Source organism: uncultured Dokdonia sp. (genome assembly GCF_937910895.1).
In the GTDB taxonomy this organism is placed as follows: Bacteria; Bacteroidota; Bacteroidia; order Flavobacteriales; family Flavobacteriaceae; genus Dokdonia.
Genome location: NZ_CALEMI010000126.1, coordinates 109031 through 125109, shown reverse-complemented (window position 1 = coordinate 125109; position 16079 = coordinate 109031). Strand labels below are relative to the sequence as shown.

The window sequence follows — 16079 nt, the reverse complement described above, 5'->3', positions numbered from 1 at the left end:
ATTCCAACTAAAATAGTATCTATAACCACGTACACAAGATTATAATATGTTTAATAAAAATATAAAATTAGTATTAGCAATAGCAATTGTAGCACTTGCCGTATGGCAATTTACAGAAAACGAGATAGGCAATGGCATCATGTTCATTTTACTAGCTGCCATTTTTGTCCTTCTGTATTTTAAGAATGAAATTATCATTTTGGCTTTTTTAAGATTACGTAAGCAAGATTTTCCTGGTGCACAAAAATGGTTAGGTAAAATTAGTAATCCTGAAGCTGCACTTACTAAAAAACAACAAGGATATTATTATTACTTGAAAGGGTTAATGATCTCTCAGGAAAACATGACACAGGCTGAAAAGTTCTTCAAAAAGGCAATTGATTTAGGGTTGTCTATGAAAACGGATTTGGCAATGGCAAAATTGAACCTTGCAGGAATTGCGATGACAAAAAATCGCAAGCGTGAAGCTCAAATACTCCTTAAAGAAGCAAAAAGTCTAGACAAACATAATATGCTTGCAGAACAGATTAAAGGCATGGAGCAGAACATGAAAAGAGCTGGGCAACAACCTAAACAACAATTTGGAGCTAGAGCGGGTCGTGGCGGTCGAGGCGGCAGGAGATAATAAATCTGTTATTTTATATTATTAATACGCTTTCGCGAAATAAGTATTAGAGTCACCTAAAAACTCAACTAATCGTATTTATAATCCCAAAGGAAGCGTTGAGCTACTAAATCCCAATCACAAATTAGGACAAATTTTAGATTCAGCTGAAAAGCGAAATTAACTTGACTCGCTGTTTTAAATGTATAGCTTCCCAACGCTACAAAACAGCTTTTCACTGAGTAAACATTCTAGAAACACTTCATTTTACACCATAAAAAGACTACATCTTAAATCTATTTGGGTTGTTCACCCATACTTCTCTACTGCTTGACGAAAAAATTTTAACAGTTCATAAAGACCTCATACATTTACTTTTCCAAATCATAATTGTATGAAAAGATCATTACTCTTTTTAATGTTTCTCGTTACATCTATGCTTTCTGCTCAAGGGAATACCATATCTTTTTCCCAAGCCCTTAATATGCATCTTCCTAAATATATACAAGATGTAGAAAACGCTATCGTTCTTCAAGAAAAAGATACTATTACGCATCTATTTGATGCTCTTGTTAAAAACAAATTAATAGGCACCCATTTTGATGATTTTAACGGCTCAACACAAAAAGTTGTGGAGTAGCTAAAAATGAAAGAACTTTGCTTTAAAAGATTCTATGTCCTCAGACGCTCTATTTGCCGCAGCCCATTTATTACTCCCTGAAGTTCTTGTAACTTATTTTGAGATGACTAAACACGAGGTGAAAGGTGAAGAAATACACTTTTACTTCACAGAAAACAATAGTGTTCCAAAGGGTTTTGATACTGATACACTTCATTCCAAAGGTTTCTTCCCCCAAGCGACAGTCCAAGATTTTCCTATACGTGGTAAGAATGTTTACTTGCATATAACTAGACGTCGTTGGATTAACCAAACGACCAGTAAAGTGGTTACAAGAGATTGGGATTTAGTAGCAAAGGGAACTAGGATAACTAGTGAGTTTGCTACTTTTTTAAAAGAGGTCTATAAGTAATAACGCTTCCAGTACTGCTGTTGTTGCTAAATTCTACGGAGTCAATCCAAGAAGTATGCAAAGGCAGTACAAAGATTATTTAAGTGACTTCAAATCTTGGGATCAAAAACAACACGCAAAAGAGTGGTTACTCTTTGCTCAAAATCTAGGAAGTCATCTATCTCTGGATGAAACAGCTTTCTCTAATGGTGATTTGTATACGATACTAACCAATAAAAAAGCAAAAGGAAAGAAAGGAGCATTAATAGCTATGGTTAGGGGAACCAAAGCAGAAACAGTTATAAAAATACTTCACAAGATCGCTTTAAAACAAAGAAGCAAAGTAAAAGAGGTTACTTTAGATATGGCAGGTAATATGGGACTCATCGTTAAAAAATCATTCCCTAATGCTACACTAGTTATAGATCGCTTCCACGTTCAAAAATTAGCTCTAGATGCATTACAAGAAATAAGAATCAAACATAGATGGGATGCACTAGATACAGAAAATGATGCTATAGAATATGCTAGAAACAAGTCTTTAAAATATACTCCAGAACTACTACCCAATGGAGATACATTGAAACAATTACTAGCTAGAAGTAGATATCTACTCTACAAACCAAGTAGCAAGTGGACTGAAAATCAATCAAAAAGAGCAGAAGTCCTTTTTCAACAATACCCTGATTTAGAAAAAGCTTATAAACTATGTCAAAACTTATCTTGGATATTTAATAACACTAAAGAGAAAACATCAGCCTTAATAAGGCTTGCTAAGTGGGATGAGAAAGTTAGGCAAGCTGCTTTTAAAAGCTTCAATACAATTGCTAGAACAATGTCAATACATTACAAGAATATCCTAAATTACTTTGACAATCGAAGTACCAATGCTTCTGCAGAGTCCTTCAACGCTAAAATAAAAGCCTTTAGAGCACAGTTCAGAGGCGTTAGAAACGTAGAATTCTTCCTTTTTAGATTATCAAATATTTTTGCATAATCCCAAAATCCCACAAGTTTTAGACTTGATCCAGTTTTAGACTTGATCCGAGTTGTTTTTATTGTCTAGAAGTATAATCCAGAATTTAATACAAATAAAAAAGCCTAATCTATTAAAGATTAGGCTTTTGCTTAAATTGCTCCCCCTCTTGGGCTCGAACCAAGGACCCTCTGATTAACAGTCAGATGCTCTAACCAACTGAGCTAAGGAGGAGTGTTATTTCCTTTAAGCGGATGCAAATATACACTTTTTTATAACTCGCCAAAAAGAATTTTACACTTTTACCACACTTTTTTTAAAAGTATTTTTCTTTTACAAAAAAAGCCTCTCCTTATGACAGGAAAAGCTTCTCATCGGCTTCAACTACAAAGCCTTACTACGTGTGACGTAGCCAACACAACTTCTTATAAAAAAAGCCCTCGGACTGAGGGCTTTTGTAGCGGTCTGGACGGGACTCGAACCCGCGACCCCCTGCGTGACAGGCAGATATTCTAACCAGCTGAACTACCAGACCGTTGCGCTGTTGCGGGTGCAAATATACACTCTCTTTTTACATCTGCAAACAAAAAAATAAAAAAATTACACAAATTTTTGTCGCTCTACCAGAAACGTAGTCAAAATAGGACTAAACCCCTTCTCAATCACTGCTGGAATGTACTTAATTCGGTATTGTGCACATCGCAATTGTAAGTTTTTAAAATACGTCTCTACAGACGCCTTATAGATATCCCTAATAGAATCTGCATACAAATTGATATGTTCGCCCGTTTCAACATCTACAAAACGTTTAGGCGCATTAGAAAACTTAAAATTATATTCTTTTTCTGCACTGTACGTATGAAAAAGCACAACCTCGTGCTTATTGTACTTTAAATGCTGTAAGGCCTCAAAAAGCTGCTCCTGTTCCACATCACTCTGAAACATATCAGAAAATAAAAATACTAAGGAACGTCTCTTGAGCTTCTCGGCAATAAGATGTAAGTGAGCATACGTGGCTGTCTTTTTTTCTGCTTTCGCGAAAGCGGGATCCAGCATACCTCCTAATTGATCCAATAACATATGGTGATGGCGATCACTCCCTTTCTCAGACGTATAAAACTCATAACTTTCTCCATAAACACTCAAACCTACCGTATCCCGTTGTTTTTTCATAAGATGCATAATCGCAGCACTTGCGAGTGCTGAAAAGCTAATCTTATTCAGATTGTCTATTCCGTGTTGAGATACAGGCGGATAATGCATCGAGCTACTGTTGTCTACAATGAGATGGCAACGTAAGTTGGTTTCCTCTTCATAACGCTTTGTATACAGCCGATCTGTTTTTGCATACAGTTTCCAATCGATGTGTTTGGTACTTTCTCCGTTATTGTAGACTTTATGTTCCGCAAATTCTGCCGAAAATCCATGAAACGGACTCTTATGCATCCCAGAAATAAAACCCTCGACCACTTGCTTTGCAAGAAGCTCTAAGTTGCCAAAACCACTGGTTTTATGTAATTCTGATTTGATGTCCACAATAGGGAAGTTGAAATTAAAAAAACGAAATCAGAAACGAATCCGTCATAATATTGTAAAAGAAGTAATTCGTAAAGGTGGCTAAGTAATTTTTAGATCCTCTTTCTAAGAGGATCTAAAAATTATATCGAAGCCCCGATGTTATCCTTTGTAAACGCCATCTACAATACCGTAGGCAACAGACTCATCTGCGCCCATCCAATGGTCACGCTGAAAATCTTTCATAATTTTTTCAAACGTTTGTCCACAATTATCAGCTAGAATTTGAGCACTAAGCTCTTTTGTTTTAACAATTTCTTGTGCTGTAATCTGGATGTCACTTGCTTGTCCTTTTGCACCTCCAGAAGGTTGGTGTATCATTACACGTGCATGTGGCTGTATAAAACGGCGTCCTTTTTCTCCTACAGAAAGAAGAATTGATCCCATACTAGCTGCTAGTCCCGTACAAATGGTAGAGACAGGGCTCTTAATATGTTTAATAGTATCATACATTGCAAACCCAGAAGTTACATACCCTCCAGGGCTGTTTATAAACAACTGAATCTCATCATTGCTTATAGCATCTAGATATAGCAAACGATCAATCACGTGCTTTGCACTTTTATCATCTACCATTCCCCATAGGAATACTTTACGCTGTTCTAAAAGGGAGGTGTCTATTGCGTCTTGTACTTTTGTCTTTTTTTCCATGTGTATTGCCCGTAAAGCCGGGTATCTTTTCTCTCCGTGAACTTGCCTGTCGGCTAGGGACGGAGACCTCATAAATATTAACTTCATTTCAATAAAAAAGGAGTGTATGGAATTTAGCTTTCGCGAAAGCGTAAATACAAACAACCTTTTCCTTAACCTTAAAAGACCTCCCTACTCAGTGAGGTTAGCCCCATAATAAAACAATATCACCAAGGATGATCTGTTTTTTATCTCACTAAAATAAAAAAGGTTTGGCACTACACCAAACCTTTTGCATAATCTTACGATCTCTTAATTTAAAAGGTCATCAATCGCGTCTGTATATACTTTTTTAGGAGCAACACCAACTTGACGTCCTACAACTTCTCCGTTTTTAAACATCAATACTGTAGGGATGTTACGTACGCCGTATTTTGCTGCAAATTCCTGATTTGCATCTACGTCCAACTTTCCTACTACCGCTTTTCCTTCATACTCTCCAGCGATTTCTTCGATGACAGGTCCTACCATACGACAAGGCCCACACCAAGCAGCCCAAAAGTCTACCAATACAGGTTTGTCACTGTTTAATACTGCTTCTTCAAATGTTGCATCTGTGATTTCTAATGCCATAACTATATAGTTTTAAAGTTTTAATCCAATTTTACATGCAAACTTAGTCAAATATTTTGCCAAAGCTTACAACCCAAGTATCAACTTTGGTTATTACACCATTTGATTGCTTGATACCACAAGGTTTGTCAATTTGTCCTTTACGTTTTGACGTATCCTATTCTGGGCGTGACCTTTGCCTCTTCATTACATTCAGGGCTTCGGTCGGGCTATTCGTTTTTACTCCTCGTCATTACGTATCCTTCGGTACACCACGCTTGCAGCATGGCACTCAGCCTCCTTCATTCCTGTGGGGTAAACACTGCTATCCCTCACGCAAAAAGAAGTTGAAATTTACATTTCGATTTCACTTATTATTTACCGTCTATCTCCTAACACCTGCAATGCAAAATATACTAAAGTTGCCAATGATCCTATAGCCGCAACTACATACGTACGGGCTGCCCATTTTAAAGCATCTTTTGACCCTGCATATTCTTCTGGAGTCACCATGTTTTCTGCTTTCAGCCATGCCAATGCACGATTACTTGCATCATACTCCACGGGTAAAGTGATAAAACTAAAAAGCGTTTGTACGGCATATAATCCAAGGCCTATTAAGGCAATCATACTTCCTGCGCCAGCAAGTGAATTAATACTCATTAATACAAGACCTCCTATAATGACCCATTGAGACATACTAGATGAGATACTTACTAAGGGAACTAACTGTGATCTCATTTTTAGGAAACCATACGCTTTGGCGTGTTGTACAGCATGTCCACATTCATGTGCTGCCACAGCAGCAGCTGCAGCATTCCGCTGACTATATACCACTTCGCTTAAGTTAACAGTTTTGTTTCTTGGGTTATAATGATCTGTGAGTTGACCTCCTACAGAAATTACCTTTACATCTCGTATCCCATTATCAGCCAGCATTTTTTCGGCAATCTCAGCACCAGACATGCCATTTCGTAAACGTACTTTAGAATAGTGTTCAAATTTGCTTTTAAGTTTTCTGCTGACTAACATACTTATTAATCCGATGGCGCCTACAATAATGTAGTATCCCATATATCCTCCTAACATATTAATTTGATTTTATGAATTTAAAATTACAAAAACTATGGCAATAATAAGACCAATGTAATCAAGTGAAATTTTGTCAGTTATTCTTTAAGATTCTTGTGATTAAGTGTATTCAAAAATGAGATGTAATTTCTAGTAATACACTTGGGAGTAGATCAAACACCATTTTGTTTTCAAACCGTATGACTGTAAAACCTAAATTCTCTAGTTCTTCGGTTCGCTTTGCATCGTATTCTTGAGCTTCTTCATTAAAATGAACTTCTCCGTCTAGTTCTATAATTAGCTTTTCTGAAGGGCAATAAAAGTCTACGATATAATTGAGGATGCTATGCTGTCTTAAAAATCGTTTGCCATTTAGCTGCTTATTTTTAAGATGTTTCCATAAAAAGCGTTCAGCAGCTGTTGCGTTATTGCGAAGTGATTTTCTATAGGTCTCTAAATGTTTTCTAGAGTGGATGATCATGGTTTAAAGATAAAGGTTTTCTGGCTAGCTTGCAGCTTCGCCAATCCCTCTGTCAAAAACCTTGTTTTTGACATCTCCCTTTTCCAAAAGGGAGAAGCCTTGCTTACGGTTGTGTGGGCTTCAAATAAAAGCCTCTTTACTATTCTGTAAAAATGTAAGTTGTTTAAAATTGAAGTTTTACGGTTTTTGATTTGTCCTCTTCTATATGAGAAGCTAGTTAATGATAACGGTATGTTGTGTCAAAACGACAAACAAGCCTTTCTTACGGTTATGTAAGTTTCAAATAGAGGCTTCTTTTTTTAAATAAATAGATGATAAAGTACAACAATTTGTCATTATAAAAACGAGAACAAAAGCCTCTCCCTTCTAGAAGGGAGATGTCTGCGCAGCAGACAGAGGGATTGATGAATCACCTATTCCTATACCTCAACTTAAAAATAATCAACAAAAACACAGAAACAATCGTAATCGCATTCGCGAGTATGATAGAAAGACTATTTATATAGGTGCCATAGATAAGCCACAGCGTAACGCCAGTAAAAAATATAGTAAGCATAGGCAAAGAAAGCCCAGACACATTCTTGGTCTTCCATGTTTGATAAACCTGAGGTAAAAAAGCGGCGGTTGTACACGTAGCCGCAATAAGCCCAATAATCTCTACGGAATTAATCTCTGTCATAGGATACTATAGTATTTGGTTCTCGACGGCACTCGCGGAACAACTTAAAACTCCCCTCCTTCGGAGGGGTTAGGCGAGGATTACCCCACAATATTGACAATCTTTCCAGGTACAATAATTACCTTTTTAGGTGTACGTCCGTCCAGATACATTTTTGTTTTTTCATGAGCCATGACCACTTCTTCGATCTGATCTTTGCTATAGTCTAATGGAAGCTCTAACGTAAACTTCATTTTTCCATTAAACGAGATCGGGTAGTTCTTAGTACTTTCTACCAAATGACTTGCGTCAAAAATTGGGAAGGATGCTTCAGAAATACTTTCGGTATGTCCTAATTTACTCCATAATTCTTCTGCGATATGTGGTGCATACGGCGAAAGTAAAATCAAAAGCGGTTCAAGAATTTCTCTTGAAGTACATTTTTGTGCTGCCAACTCATTCCCTGCAATCATAAACGTAGATACTGACGTATTAAAACTAAAGTTCTCAATATCTTCCTCTACTTTCTTAATGGTTTTGTGCAATGTTTTTAAACTTTCCTTAGAAGTAGGTTCATCACTTACATAAAAAGCATTTTCTCCGTCAACATTGGCGGTTCCCCCTTTGGGGGCGGAGGGGGATGAATGATACAACTTCCATAATTTCTTTAAGAAGTTATGCACCCCTGTAATCCCAGCCGTATTCCATGGTTTTGCTTGCTCTAGCGGACCTAAAAACATCTCATACATACGTAAGGTATCTGCACCATACTGCTCACAAATCTGATCTGGATTGACGACGTTGTATTTAGACTTGGACATTTTTTCAACTTCGCGGCCGACTTTATAAACCCCGTCTTCAAGTATGAACTCTGCATCCTTAAATTCGGGTCTCCATTTTTTGAAGGCTTCTATATCTAATTCATCAGATGCATTTATTAAAGAGACATCAGCATGTATATTCGAAAAAACATACCCCACAATTTTCGATATCTCTTTTTCATCAATGCCGTTATCTTTCATTGATTTTTTTGAAAGGTCTATATATTTTTTATTATTAAAGTCTTTTTCTTTAGTAATTCTGTCAAATTCTGATTTAGTAACAAATATGTTCGTAGCATGGATAAAATCCTTATTACTAATACTTACTGCTGATAATCTATATACAAAAGCACTCGTCCCCAAAATCATCCCCTGATTAATCATTTTTTGGAAGGGCTCATCAACCCCTACAAAACCACGGTCGTATAGGAATTTTACCCAGAATCTACTGTACAACAAGTGACCTGTTCCATGCTCGGAACCTCCAATGTATAAATCGACATTTCCCCAATAGTCTAAGGCTTCTTTAGAAGCAAAAACCCTATCGCGTTGTGCTTTTTCCATATATCGAAAGAAGTACCAACTACTTCCTGCCCAACCTGGCATGGTGTTTAATTCAAGAGGATAGACTCCGTTATGTTCTTGCCCTTCGACAGGCTCAGGGTGACAAAGATCGTTAGAGACAACGGTGTTGGTTTTTGTATCCCATGACCAAACATCGGCGCGACCTAAAGGCGGTTCGCCGTCTTCGGTAGGAAGGTATTTTTCGATTTCTGGAAGTTCTATGGGTAGATGTTTTGTGTCAATCATCTGCGGCATTCCGTCGACATAATAGACAGGGAAAGGCTCTCCCCAATAGCGCTGACGGCTAAACACAGCATCACGTAAACGATAATTGGTTTTACCTGTTCCTGCACCTATTTTTTCTAATTCGTAGATCGCCAGTTTTACCGCTTTCTTATACTTTAATCCGTTTAAGAAATCACTGTTTGCAATCACCGTAGTCGCTTTATCTGAAAAGGCTTCTTCCGAAATATCAACGCCTTCAAATACATTTGGAATCGGAATGTCAAACTTTTTTGCAAAATCATAATCTCGCTGATCGCCACAGGGTACTGCCATTACCGCACCTGTTCCGTAGCCTGCTAATACATAATCACCAATCCAAATTGGAATCGGTTCTTTGGTAAACGGATGCTCCGCATACGCTCCTGTAAAGACTCCAGAAATGGTTTTTACATCTGCCATCCGCTCACGTTCTGAACGTTTGGAGGTGGATTCGATATAGGCTTCTACTGCTTCTTTTTGTTCAGGTGTGGTGATCTCGTGTACCAAATCTAACTCTGGTGCAAGTGTCATAAAACTCACACCAAAAATAGTATCTGGGCGTGTCGTAAAAACATCTATAACAGGCGAGGTCTCGACTGCGCTCGACGTGACATCAGGTTTTACTTTGAAACTGACGGAGGCGCCGACACTCTTTCCGATCCAGTTACGTTGGGTTTCTTTGATGGATTCGCTCCAGTCAATGCCTTCTAATCCTTGGATTAAGCGTTCTGCATACGCAGAAATTCGCATCGACCATTGGGTCATTTTTTTACGCACTACCGTATGTCCGCCACGTTCGGAAACACCGTTTACAATCTCGTCATTTGCTAATACGGTTCCCAAAGCTGGACACCAGTTGACTTCGGTTTCAGCTAAGTACGTCAGTCTATATTTTAATAAAATTTCTTGTTGTTCTTTGTCGCTATACCCATTCCATTCATCTGCGGTAAAAGTAGGCGTATCATCGTCGCATACAGCGTTTGTGGAGGTATTCCCCGCTTTCGCGAAAGCGGACACCAACGTATCAATGCTTTCAGCTTTATCTGTGTCTTTATTATACCAAGAGTTAAAAAGCTCCGTAAAGATCCACTGCGTCCACTTGTAATAGTTAGGATCTGAGGTACGTACTTCACGACTCCAATCAAATGAAAAACCGATTTTATCGAGTTGATTGCGGTAGCCAGCAATCACATTGCCTTGATTGTCAACACCGCCTTCGATGTTTACTTTGGTGGTGGTGGCAGGGTGTTGTCCGGTCTGTATGGCATACTGCTCAGCAGGCAATCCAAAAGAATCATATCCCTGAGGATGCAATACATTGAACCCTTTCAAACGTTTGTAACGCGCATAAACATCACTGGCAATATAGCCTAGCGGGTGTCCAACGTGTAGCCCAGCTCCCGATGGATAGGGAAACATATCGAGCACATAATATTTGGGTTTGTCACTGTCATTACTTGCGTGAAAGGTGCCTTTTTCTGCCCAATATTTTTGCCACTTGGCTTCTATGTCGTTAAAATGGTATTTCATAATACGTTATTTTTTCGCTGTTGCGAAAATGACTCATGACTAAAAAGAATCAAGAGTCAAGACTTTTATATATAATTACAGCATGATGCTGTTTTAAGCCGACAAATTTACGATTATTTCCCTGTAATGAAAGGATCAAGAATAGAGAGTCTTTATAAATATAGAACGCTTAGAAATAGAGTAACACTCTATTTTTGGAAAGCTTCCGAACTCTTGAAGGGAGAATAATTTGTTACGTAATTGTAAAAGTAGGTGACTGAGTGATTCCGAGAAACGAGGAATTGTATCGAAGTTACTGGTTTGGAAGTACAACAGTGGCAGCTCCCTTCCGTCTGTATTTCGTGCCTCAATACAGCCACCTTCCCTCGCTGAGGGAAGGAGCAGGTTATTAGTTGTAGATTACGAATAAGATAAACTAGAACAATCCCCCTTCGGGGGTTAGGGGGTTTTTGCCATATTTTCCTGTGGGAGCAATAACTCATAGATGAGTTTATTAACAGGGGTTGGGACGCCTAGTTTTTTACCTTCTTTGACGATATAGCCATTAAAGTTTTCGAGTTCGCTAGGTTTGCCTTCCATGAGGTCGCGTTGTGTGGAGGCAGTGGTGTCTGGAGCTTGACGGGCAATGGCGGCAAAGGCTTTATCGATGGTGTCATCGGGGAGTGGGATTTTTTTAGCCTTTGCAATGGCAGCTACTTCTTGAGCGGTTTTAAGCATCAAATCTTTGATGTATGGATTATCACGCATCACACCAATAGTCGCTCTTGTGAGTCCGCCGATGGCACTTACGGTGGTAATAAAGAGAAATTTTTGCCAGACGGCGACTTGAATGTTTTCTGGGATATTGGCGTTGAGACCTGCTTCTTTAAAAATATCCAAAAGTGTTTCTACACGTGACGTTCGGGAGTTGTCTTGTTCTCCAAAAAGAAAGGTGGGCGGAATGTCAGGATTTGAAATCACACCTGGGCTTTTGATAAAACTAATCATCCGACACAATCCTGAGAGTACTTGACTCTTTGGAAGTACGGTATTGAGCTTTTCTGTGTTATCTGCTCCGTTTTGTAATGGCAAGAATAATGTATCATGATCTGTATATTGCAATATATCTTTTGCTGCTTCTTGTAATTGCCATGACTTCACAGCAAAAATCACAAGATCGGGAACGTCAATAGTGCTTAGATCGTCTGTTGCAAGATGTGGATGTGCTGTAAAATCGCCTGTAATACTTTGGACAGTGAGTCCGTTTTCTTGAATAGCTTTCAGATGCTCGCCACGAGCGATGAGGGTGACTTGATGTTGCGTCAGCGCTAATTTTCCGCCTATAAAACCACCGACACCTCCGGTACCGTAGATTAGAATTTTCATCTATTTTTTATTTATACTTTAAAGGTAGGGGTTTTTCGCTTTCGCGAAAGTGAAAAAAGAATATAGATAAGAGAATATAGAGTAAATACTCTTGATGAGTATATATAAAATCGACTAAAGAATAGATCATTAACTTAATAACCATCTTTCTCTTTTCTTTTATGCCCTGGCTCTTGGTTCTTTTTCGCGAAAGCGAAAAATACTATATAAATTTAGAATATAGGTTTATAACAATGTGGAAACTTTAGGCGTTGTGTATAGTGGTATGTGAAAATCATTGTATTTTTACAGGATCAATCTTATTTATATTTATGGCATCCTCATTTGAACGGTATCAAAAACGCCGATTGGTCTTCTCTTATGTCTCTGTGATCATTAGCATTACGTTGGTATTGTTTCTGTTGGGTGGTTTAGGGATTATTGTCATCAATACCAAAAAGGTAGCCGATCATGTAAAGGAAAAAGTGGTGCTGTCTGTATATCTAAAGGATAGTGCAAAAGATGTTGAGATCAAACAACTTCAAAAATCATTGGCTCTTGCAGAGTATACCAAGTCTTCTGTATTTGTATCCAAAGATGCTGCTGCCGAAGCGCATAGTGAAGAGATCGGTGAGAATTTTATGGACTTTTTAGGCTATAATCCGTTACAGAATAGTATTGATGTGTATTTAAAAGCAGATTTTGTGTCGCCTATAAAAACGAAAGAGATTTCTGATGCGATTGCTTCGAAGGATTTTGTAGATGAGGTAACGTATGATCAACCACTTATCGCATTGCTGACAGATAATATCAAGCGGATTAGTTTGTGGGTACTTATTGTAAGCGGTGTTTTTACTTTTATAGCGGTCTTGTTAATTAATAGTTCGATCCGTTTATCGGTATATGCCAAACGATTTATCATTAAAACCATGCAAATGGTTGGGGCAACCAAGCGTTTTATACGCCGTCCTTTTATATGGAAAAGTGTGCGATTAGGGATGTTAGGAGCAATCCTAGCGCTTATAGGGATGGCGGTTTTATTGTATTATTTGAATGATACATTTCCTGATTTAGCCTTACTAGATGATAAGTTGATGATAGGAGCTCTTTTCTTAGGCATTTTCTTATTAGGTATTTTTATCACATGGATCAGCACCTTTTTTGCTACACAACGTTTCCTAAATTTACGTACAGATGAGTTGTACTATTAGTGAGACTCACTGTTGTAAAGCCTGAAAGGCGCATACAAAAGTGTAAGCCGAACTAATCCCGCTGCAAGCGGGATCTTTTCATTGTTTTTGAGACTCAACGTTGCAAAGCCTAAAAGGCATGTGCAAGGTTGTAAGCTGAGGGAATTTCGTTGAAAGCGTGACTTAAATTAATATCTTCTATTAGACGTTTATAACTTTTATTTTGTTGATTTTATCAATCCTATTTGCTCTAACAATAAATTACCAAGTTCTGTAATTGTTGTATATGAGATTTCAAAATTTCCGGTAGTTCGATCAACTTCTGGTTGCAAAGTTTTTTTGTTGATTTTAGTATGGTTTCTTACTAAGCCTAACCTTTCAAGGTGAAGACTATAACTTTTTTGGAGAAAGGCTTTTTGACGAGTTTCATTTTCAGAATTCATATATACTTGTACTCTTGTTAAAACATTTTTGTGCTTTTCTTTAAATTCAATATCTCCGGTTAGTGAAGTTGTATAATATTTCAACCAAATTATTTCTATATCATTTAATTCCTGTAAAATTTTTAATAAATATTTTGAATCTTGTAATTCAATTGAGTTGTCGGTTATGCCATTTGCTACTATTGTGGCTATATATTCTCGTCTTTCAATTGTGAAAGCTCTTGATGCTTGGACAAAACTTTCTTCAATTAAATCAACAAAAAAATCACTTTTAATTAATTTATCAATTTTTTCAGATGGTATTTTTGAAATCTTCTTATCTAGTTCTTCTATATAATTAGATAATCGTTCAAGCCTTTGATTTGGAATAATATTTTCAACTAATTCAGAAAGTAAAGTTCCTGCAAATGGTACTGCTCCAACAACAGATTTGGCGAGTGAAATTAACTTGTCAGTCTTATTATTATTTAAGTCTGTTTTGTTATTCATATTTTAAGTTTCATTGAAAATATAATTTTTTTAGAATAAAAAGATGCTTTCATATCACAAAATATTTTAACCGCTCACTCGTTCCTTTATCAAAGCAATTTTTGTATGAAACGTATTTTTATCCTTTTGCTTTTTATTTCTTTAGTATCCACATCTTGCCTTATGAAGGCGCCTACAAAAGCGAATAGTGAAGTCAAAGCAATTACAGTAACAAAGGTATATGAAGGTGGTGTAAAAGATATTGTTTTTGCAGAAGCAGATGGAAGTATATACTATATCAACAGAGGGTTGGAGCGAGGGTATACATTAGAAGGATTTCGTGAGAAAGTTTTAAATAAAAATGGTATTTTGCATCTTGGAAGTACAATCACAGGATCTTTGACCAATCATAGTACTCAGGTAGCGATTGGAGACGAGATTTTATTTACAGAATTTAATTAAAGATACCCGCCTAATGCGGACAGGAACCATGGGAGAGAAAAAACGTAAAATAACATCATCAACGTCGACGAATCATCAAACCGAATTTATTTTTGGTAATAAAAACTTCCAATGGATGCTTATTGGACTTGGAGTGATTGCGCTTGGTTTTATATTGATGTCTGGTGGTGGTAGTGATGATCCTAATGTCTTTAATCCAGAGATCTACTCTTGGAGACGTATCCGTTTGGCACCTGCTATTGTCTTAATAGGTTTTGGGATTGAGGTGTATGCGATTCTTTTAAATTCAAATAAAGAGGAAAAGTAAGCTATTTCTACATTAATTTAAGAGTGTTTATTCTTTAGAAATTTGTTGGAATTTATCATAGTAGAAGTTTTAGGTGTTTGGGTTCGTTATTGTTTTTTTAAAGTTTTAGGAAAACCGAAGACACTTATAGAGCTTCGAGGTGGTGATTCTATATTTGAACTTTGGAGGGACTATAGTTTCTGGAATGTGCTAGTAGGAGCTACATTATTTCTAGTAATACTCTTCTCTTTATTATTTGTCATTTTGACTTAGTAAACGCATCTTTGCACCCATGAATAATCTAGATGCCCTTTTGCTTGGTATTATCCAAGGTCTAACCGAATTTTTACCTGTTTCTTCTAGTGGTCACTTGGAGATTGGAAAAGCCATTCTTGGTGATACGTCTGTCCCAGAAGAAAGTTTGATGTTTACCGTTGTCGTTCATTTTGCAACAGCATTGAGTACCATTGTTGTTTTTAGAAAAGATATTTGGGGGATTCTAAGCGGTTTGCTCAAATTCAAATGGAATGAAGAGACGCAGTTTTCTACAAAGATTATCGTGTCTATGCTCCCTGCGGTAATTGTTGGGTTGTTTTTTGAAGAAGAACTCGAAGCCTTGTTTGGCGGTAATATCCTTTTGGTAGGGTGTATGCTTATTATCACTGCCGTTTTATTATGGATGGCAGATAGGGCAAAAGACACACAGAAAAAAGTTTCTTTCTCAAATGCGTTTGTGATTGGTGTTTCGCAAGCAATTGCTATGATTCCTGGAATTTCGCGAAGCGGTGCTACGATATCAACATCTGTATTGTTAGGAAATGATAAAAGTAAGGCGGCTCGTTTTTCGTTTTTAATGGTGATTCCATTAATCTTAGGTAAGATTGCCAAAGATATTTTAGGAGGTGAGCTGACTACAGAAGCAAGTAATATGCCTGTACTTATTATAGGATTCCTTGCGGCATTTTTGGCAGGGCTTGTTGCCTGTACATGGATGATCAAACTGGTCAAGAAAAGTAAACTGTCTTGGTTTGCAATTTACTGTTTAATTGTAGGATTGATCGCCATTGGGTTCAGTTTGTATAATCGATAA

General features: G+C 37.4%; 17 protein-coding genes and 2 tRNA genes. 8 read left to right on the top strand and 11 right to left on the bottom strand.

The window, feature by feature from the left end:
• Positions 1-46 precede the first annotated feature (46 nt).
• The 4 genes from Q0505_RS15330 (at position 47) to Q0505_RS15315 (ending at position 2611) form a co-directional block, all read left to right on the top strand.
• Positions 47-625 carry a DUF2892 domain-containing protein gene (locus Q0505_RS15330; protein ID WP_299214622.1) on the top strand — a complete coding sequence of 193 codons (579 nt, stop codon included), beginning with the start codon at positions 47-49 and terminating at the stop codon, positions 623-625.
• A 373-nt stretch (positions 626-998) separates the two neighbouring features.
• Positions 999-1244: a hypothetical protein gene (locus Q0505_RS15325; protein WP_299214619.1), complete on the top strand. Its 246-nt coding sequence runs from the start codon at positions 999-1001 to the stop codon at positions 1242-1244.
• Positions 1245-1278: 34 nt separating this feature from the next.
• Positions 1279-1635 (top strand): transposase, encoded by a 357-nt coding sequence (locus Q0505_RS15320; RefSeq protein ID WP_299214617.1) that lies wholly within the window; start codon positions 1279-1281, stop codon positions 1633-1635.
• A 55-nt stretch (positions 1636-1690) separates the two neighbouring features.
• Positions 1691-2611 (top strand): transposase, encoded by a 921-nt coding sequence (locus tag Q0505_RS15315; protein WP_299214615.1) that lies wholly within the window; start codon positions 1691-1693, stop codon positions 2609-2611.
• Between the two features lie 139 nt (positions 2612-2750).
• Here Q0505_RS15315 and Q0505_RS15310 read toward each other — a convergent pair.
• From Q0505_RS15310 to Q0505_RS15265, 10 genes are all read right to left on the bottom strand, one after another.
• Positions 2751-2824, bottom strand: a tRNA-Asn gene (locus Q0505_RS15310).
• Between the two features lie 227 nt (positions 2825-3051).
• A tRNA-Asp gene (locus Q0505_RS15305) sits at positions 3052-3125 on the bottom strand.
• Positions 3126-3190: 65 nt separating this feature from the next.
• Positions 3191-4126 carry a DUF58 domain-containing protein gene (locus tag Q0505_RS15300; protein ID WP_299214613.1) on the bottom strand — a complete coding sequence of 312 codons (936 nt, stop codon included), beginning with the start codon at positions 4124-4126 and terminating at the stop codon, positions 3191-3193.
• A gap of 141 nt (positions 4127-4267) precedes the next feature.
• The gene (locus Q0505_RS15295) at positions 4268-4888 is read right to left on the bottom strand and encodes a ClpP family protease (protein ID WP_299214634.1); all 621 of its coding nucleotides are present in this window, start codon (positions 4886-4888) and stop codon (positions 4268-4270) included.
• 219 nt (positions 4889-5107) lie between these two features.
• Entirely contained in the window at positions 5108-5428 is a 321-nt protein-coding gene (trxA, locus tag Q0505_RS15290) for a thioredoxin (RefSeq protein ID WP_299214612.1), read from the bottom strand.
• Between the two features lie 357 nt (positions 5429-5785).
• Positions 5786-6496: a zinc metallopeptidase gene (locus Q0505_RS15285; RefSeq protein ID WP_299214610.1), complete on the bottom strand. Its 711-nt coding sequence runs from the start codon at positions 6494-6496 to the stop codon at positions 5786-5788.
• A gap of 112 nt (positions 6497-6608) precedes the next feature.
• Entirely contained in the window at positions 6609-6959 is a 351-nt protein-coding gene (locus Q0505_RS15280; protein ID WP_299214608.1) for a DUF559 domain-containing protein, read from the bottom strand.
• Positions 6960-7368: 409 nt separating this feature from the next.
• On the bottom strand, positions 7369-7638 hold the full coding sequence (locus tag Q0505_RS15275) for a SemiSWEET transporter (protein ID WP_299214606.1): 270 nt from the start codon (positions 7636-7638) through the stop codon (positions 7369-7371).
• An 80-nt stretch (positions 7639-7718) separates the two neighbouring features.
• Entirely contained in the window at positions 7719-10796 is a 3078-nt protein-coding gene (locus Q0505_RS15270; protein WP_299214603.1) for a class I tRNA ligase family protein, read from the bottom strand.
• 438 nt (positions 10797-11234) lie between these two features.
• Positions 11235-12161: a 2-dehydropantoate 2-reductase gene (locus tag Q0505_RS15265; protein ID WP_299214601.1), complete on the bottom strand. Its 927-nt coding sequence runs from the start codon at positions 12159-12161 to the stop codon at positions 11235-11237.
• A 311-nt stretch (positions 12162-12472) separates the two neighbouring features.
• Between Q0505_RS15265 and Q0505_RS15260 the strand changes: the two genes are divergently transcribed.
• Positions 12473-13351 (top strand): permease-like cell division protein FtsX, encoded by an 879-nt coding sequence (locus Q0505_RS15260; protein WP_299214598.1) that lies wholly within the window; start codon positions 12473-12475, stop codon positions 13349-13351.
• Between the two features lie 197 nt (positions 13352-13548).
• Here Q0505_RS15260 and Q0505_RS15255 read toward each other — a convergent pair whose 3' ends face one another.
• On the bottom strand, positions 13549-14262 hold the full coding sequence (locus Q0505_RS15255; protein ID WP_299214596.1) for a hypothetical protein: 714 nt from the start codon (positions 14260-14262) through the stop codon (positions 13549-13551).
• A gap of 105 nt (positions 14263-14367) precedes the next feature.
• Here Q0505_RS15255 and Q0505_RS15250 point away from each other — a divergent pair, with 105 nt between their 5' ends.
• From Q0505_RS15250 to Q0505_RS15240, 3 genes are all read left to right on the top strand, one after another.
• Positions 14368-14703: a hypothetical protein gene (locus tag Q0505_RS15250; RefSeq protein ID WP_299214593.1), complete on the top strand. Its 336-nt coding sequence runs from the start codon at positions 14368-14370 to the stop codon at positions 14701-14703.
• A 28-nt stretch (positions 14704-14731) separates the two neighbouring features.
• Positions 14732-15010 carry a DUF3098 domain-containing protein gene (locus Q0505_RS15245; RefSeq protein WP_299214631.1) on the top strand — a complete coding sequence of 93 codons (279 nt, stop codon included), beginning with the start codon at positions 14732-14734 and terminating at the stop codon, positions 15008-15010.
• A 271-nt stretch (positions 15011-15281) separates the two neighbouring features.
• On the top strand, positions 15282-16079 hold the full coding sequence (locus Q0505_RS15240) for an undecaprenyl-diphosphate phosphatase (RefSeq protein ID WP_299214590.1): 798 nt from the start codon (positions 15282-15284) through the stop codon (positions 16077-16079).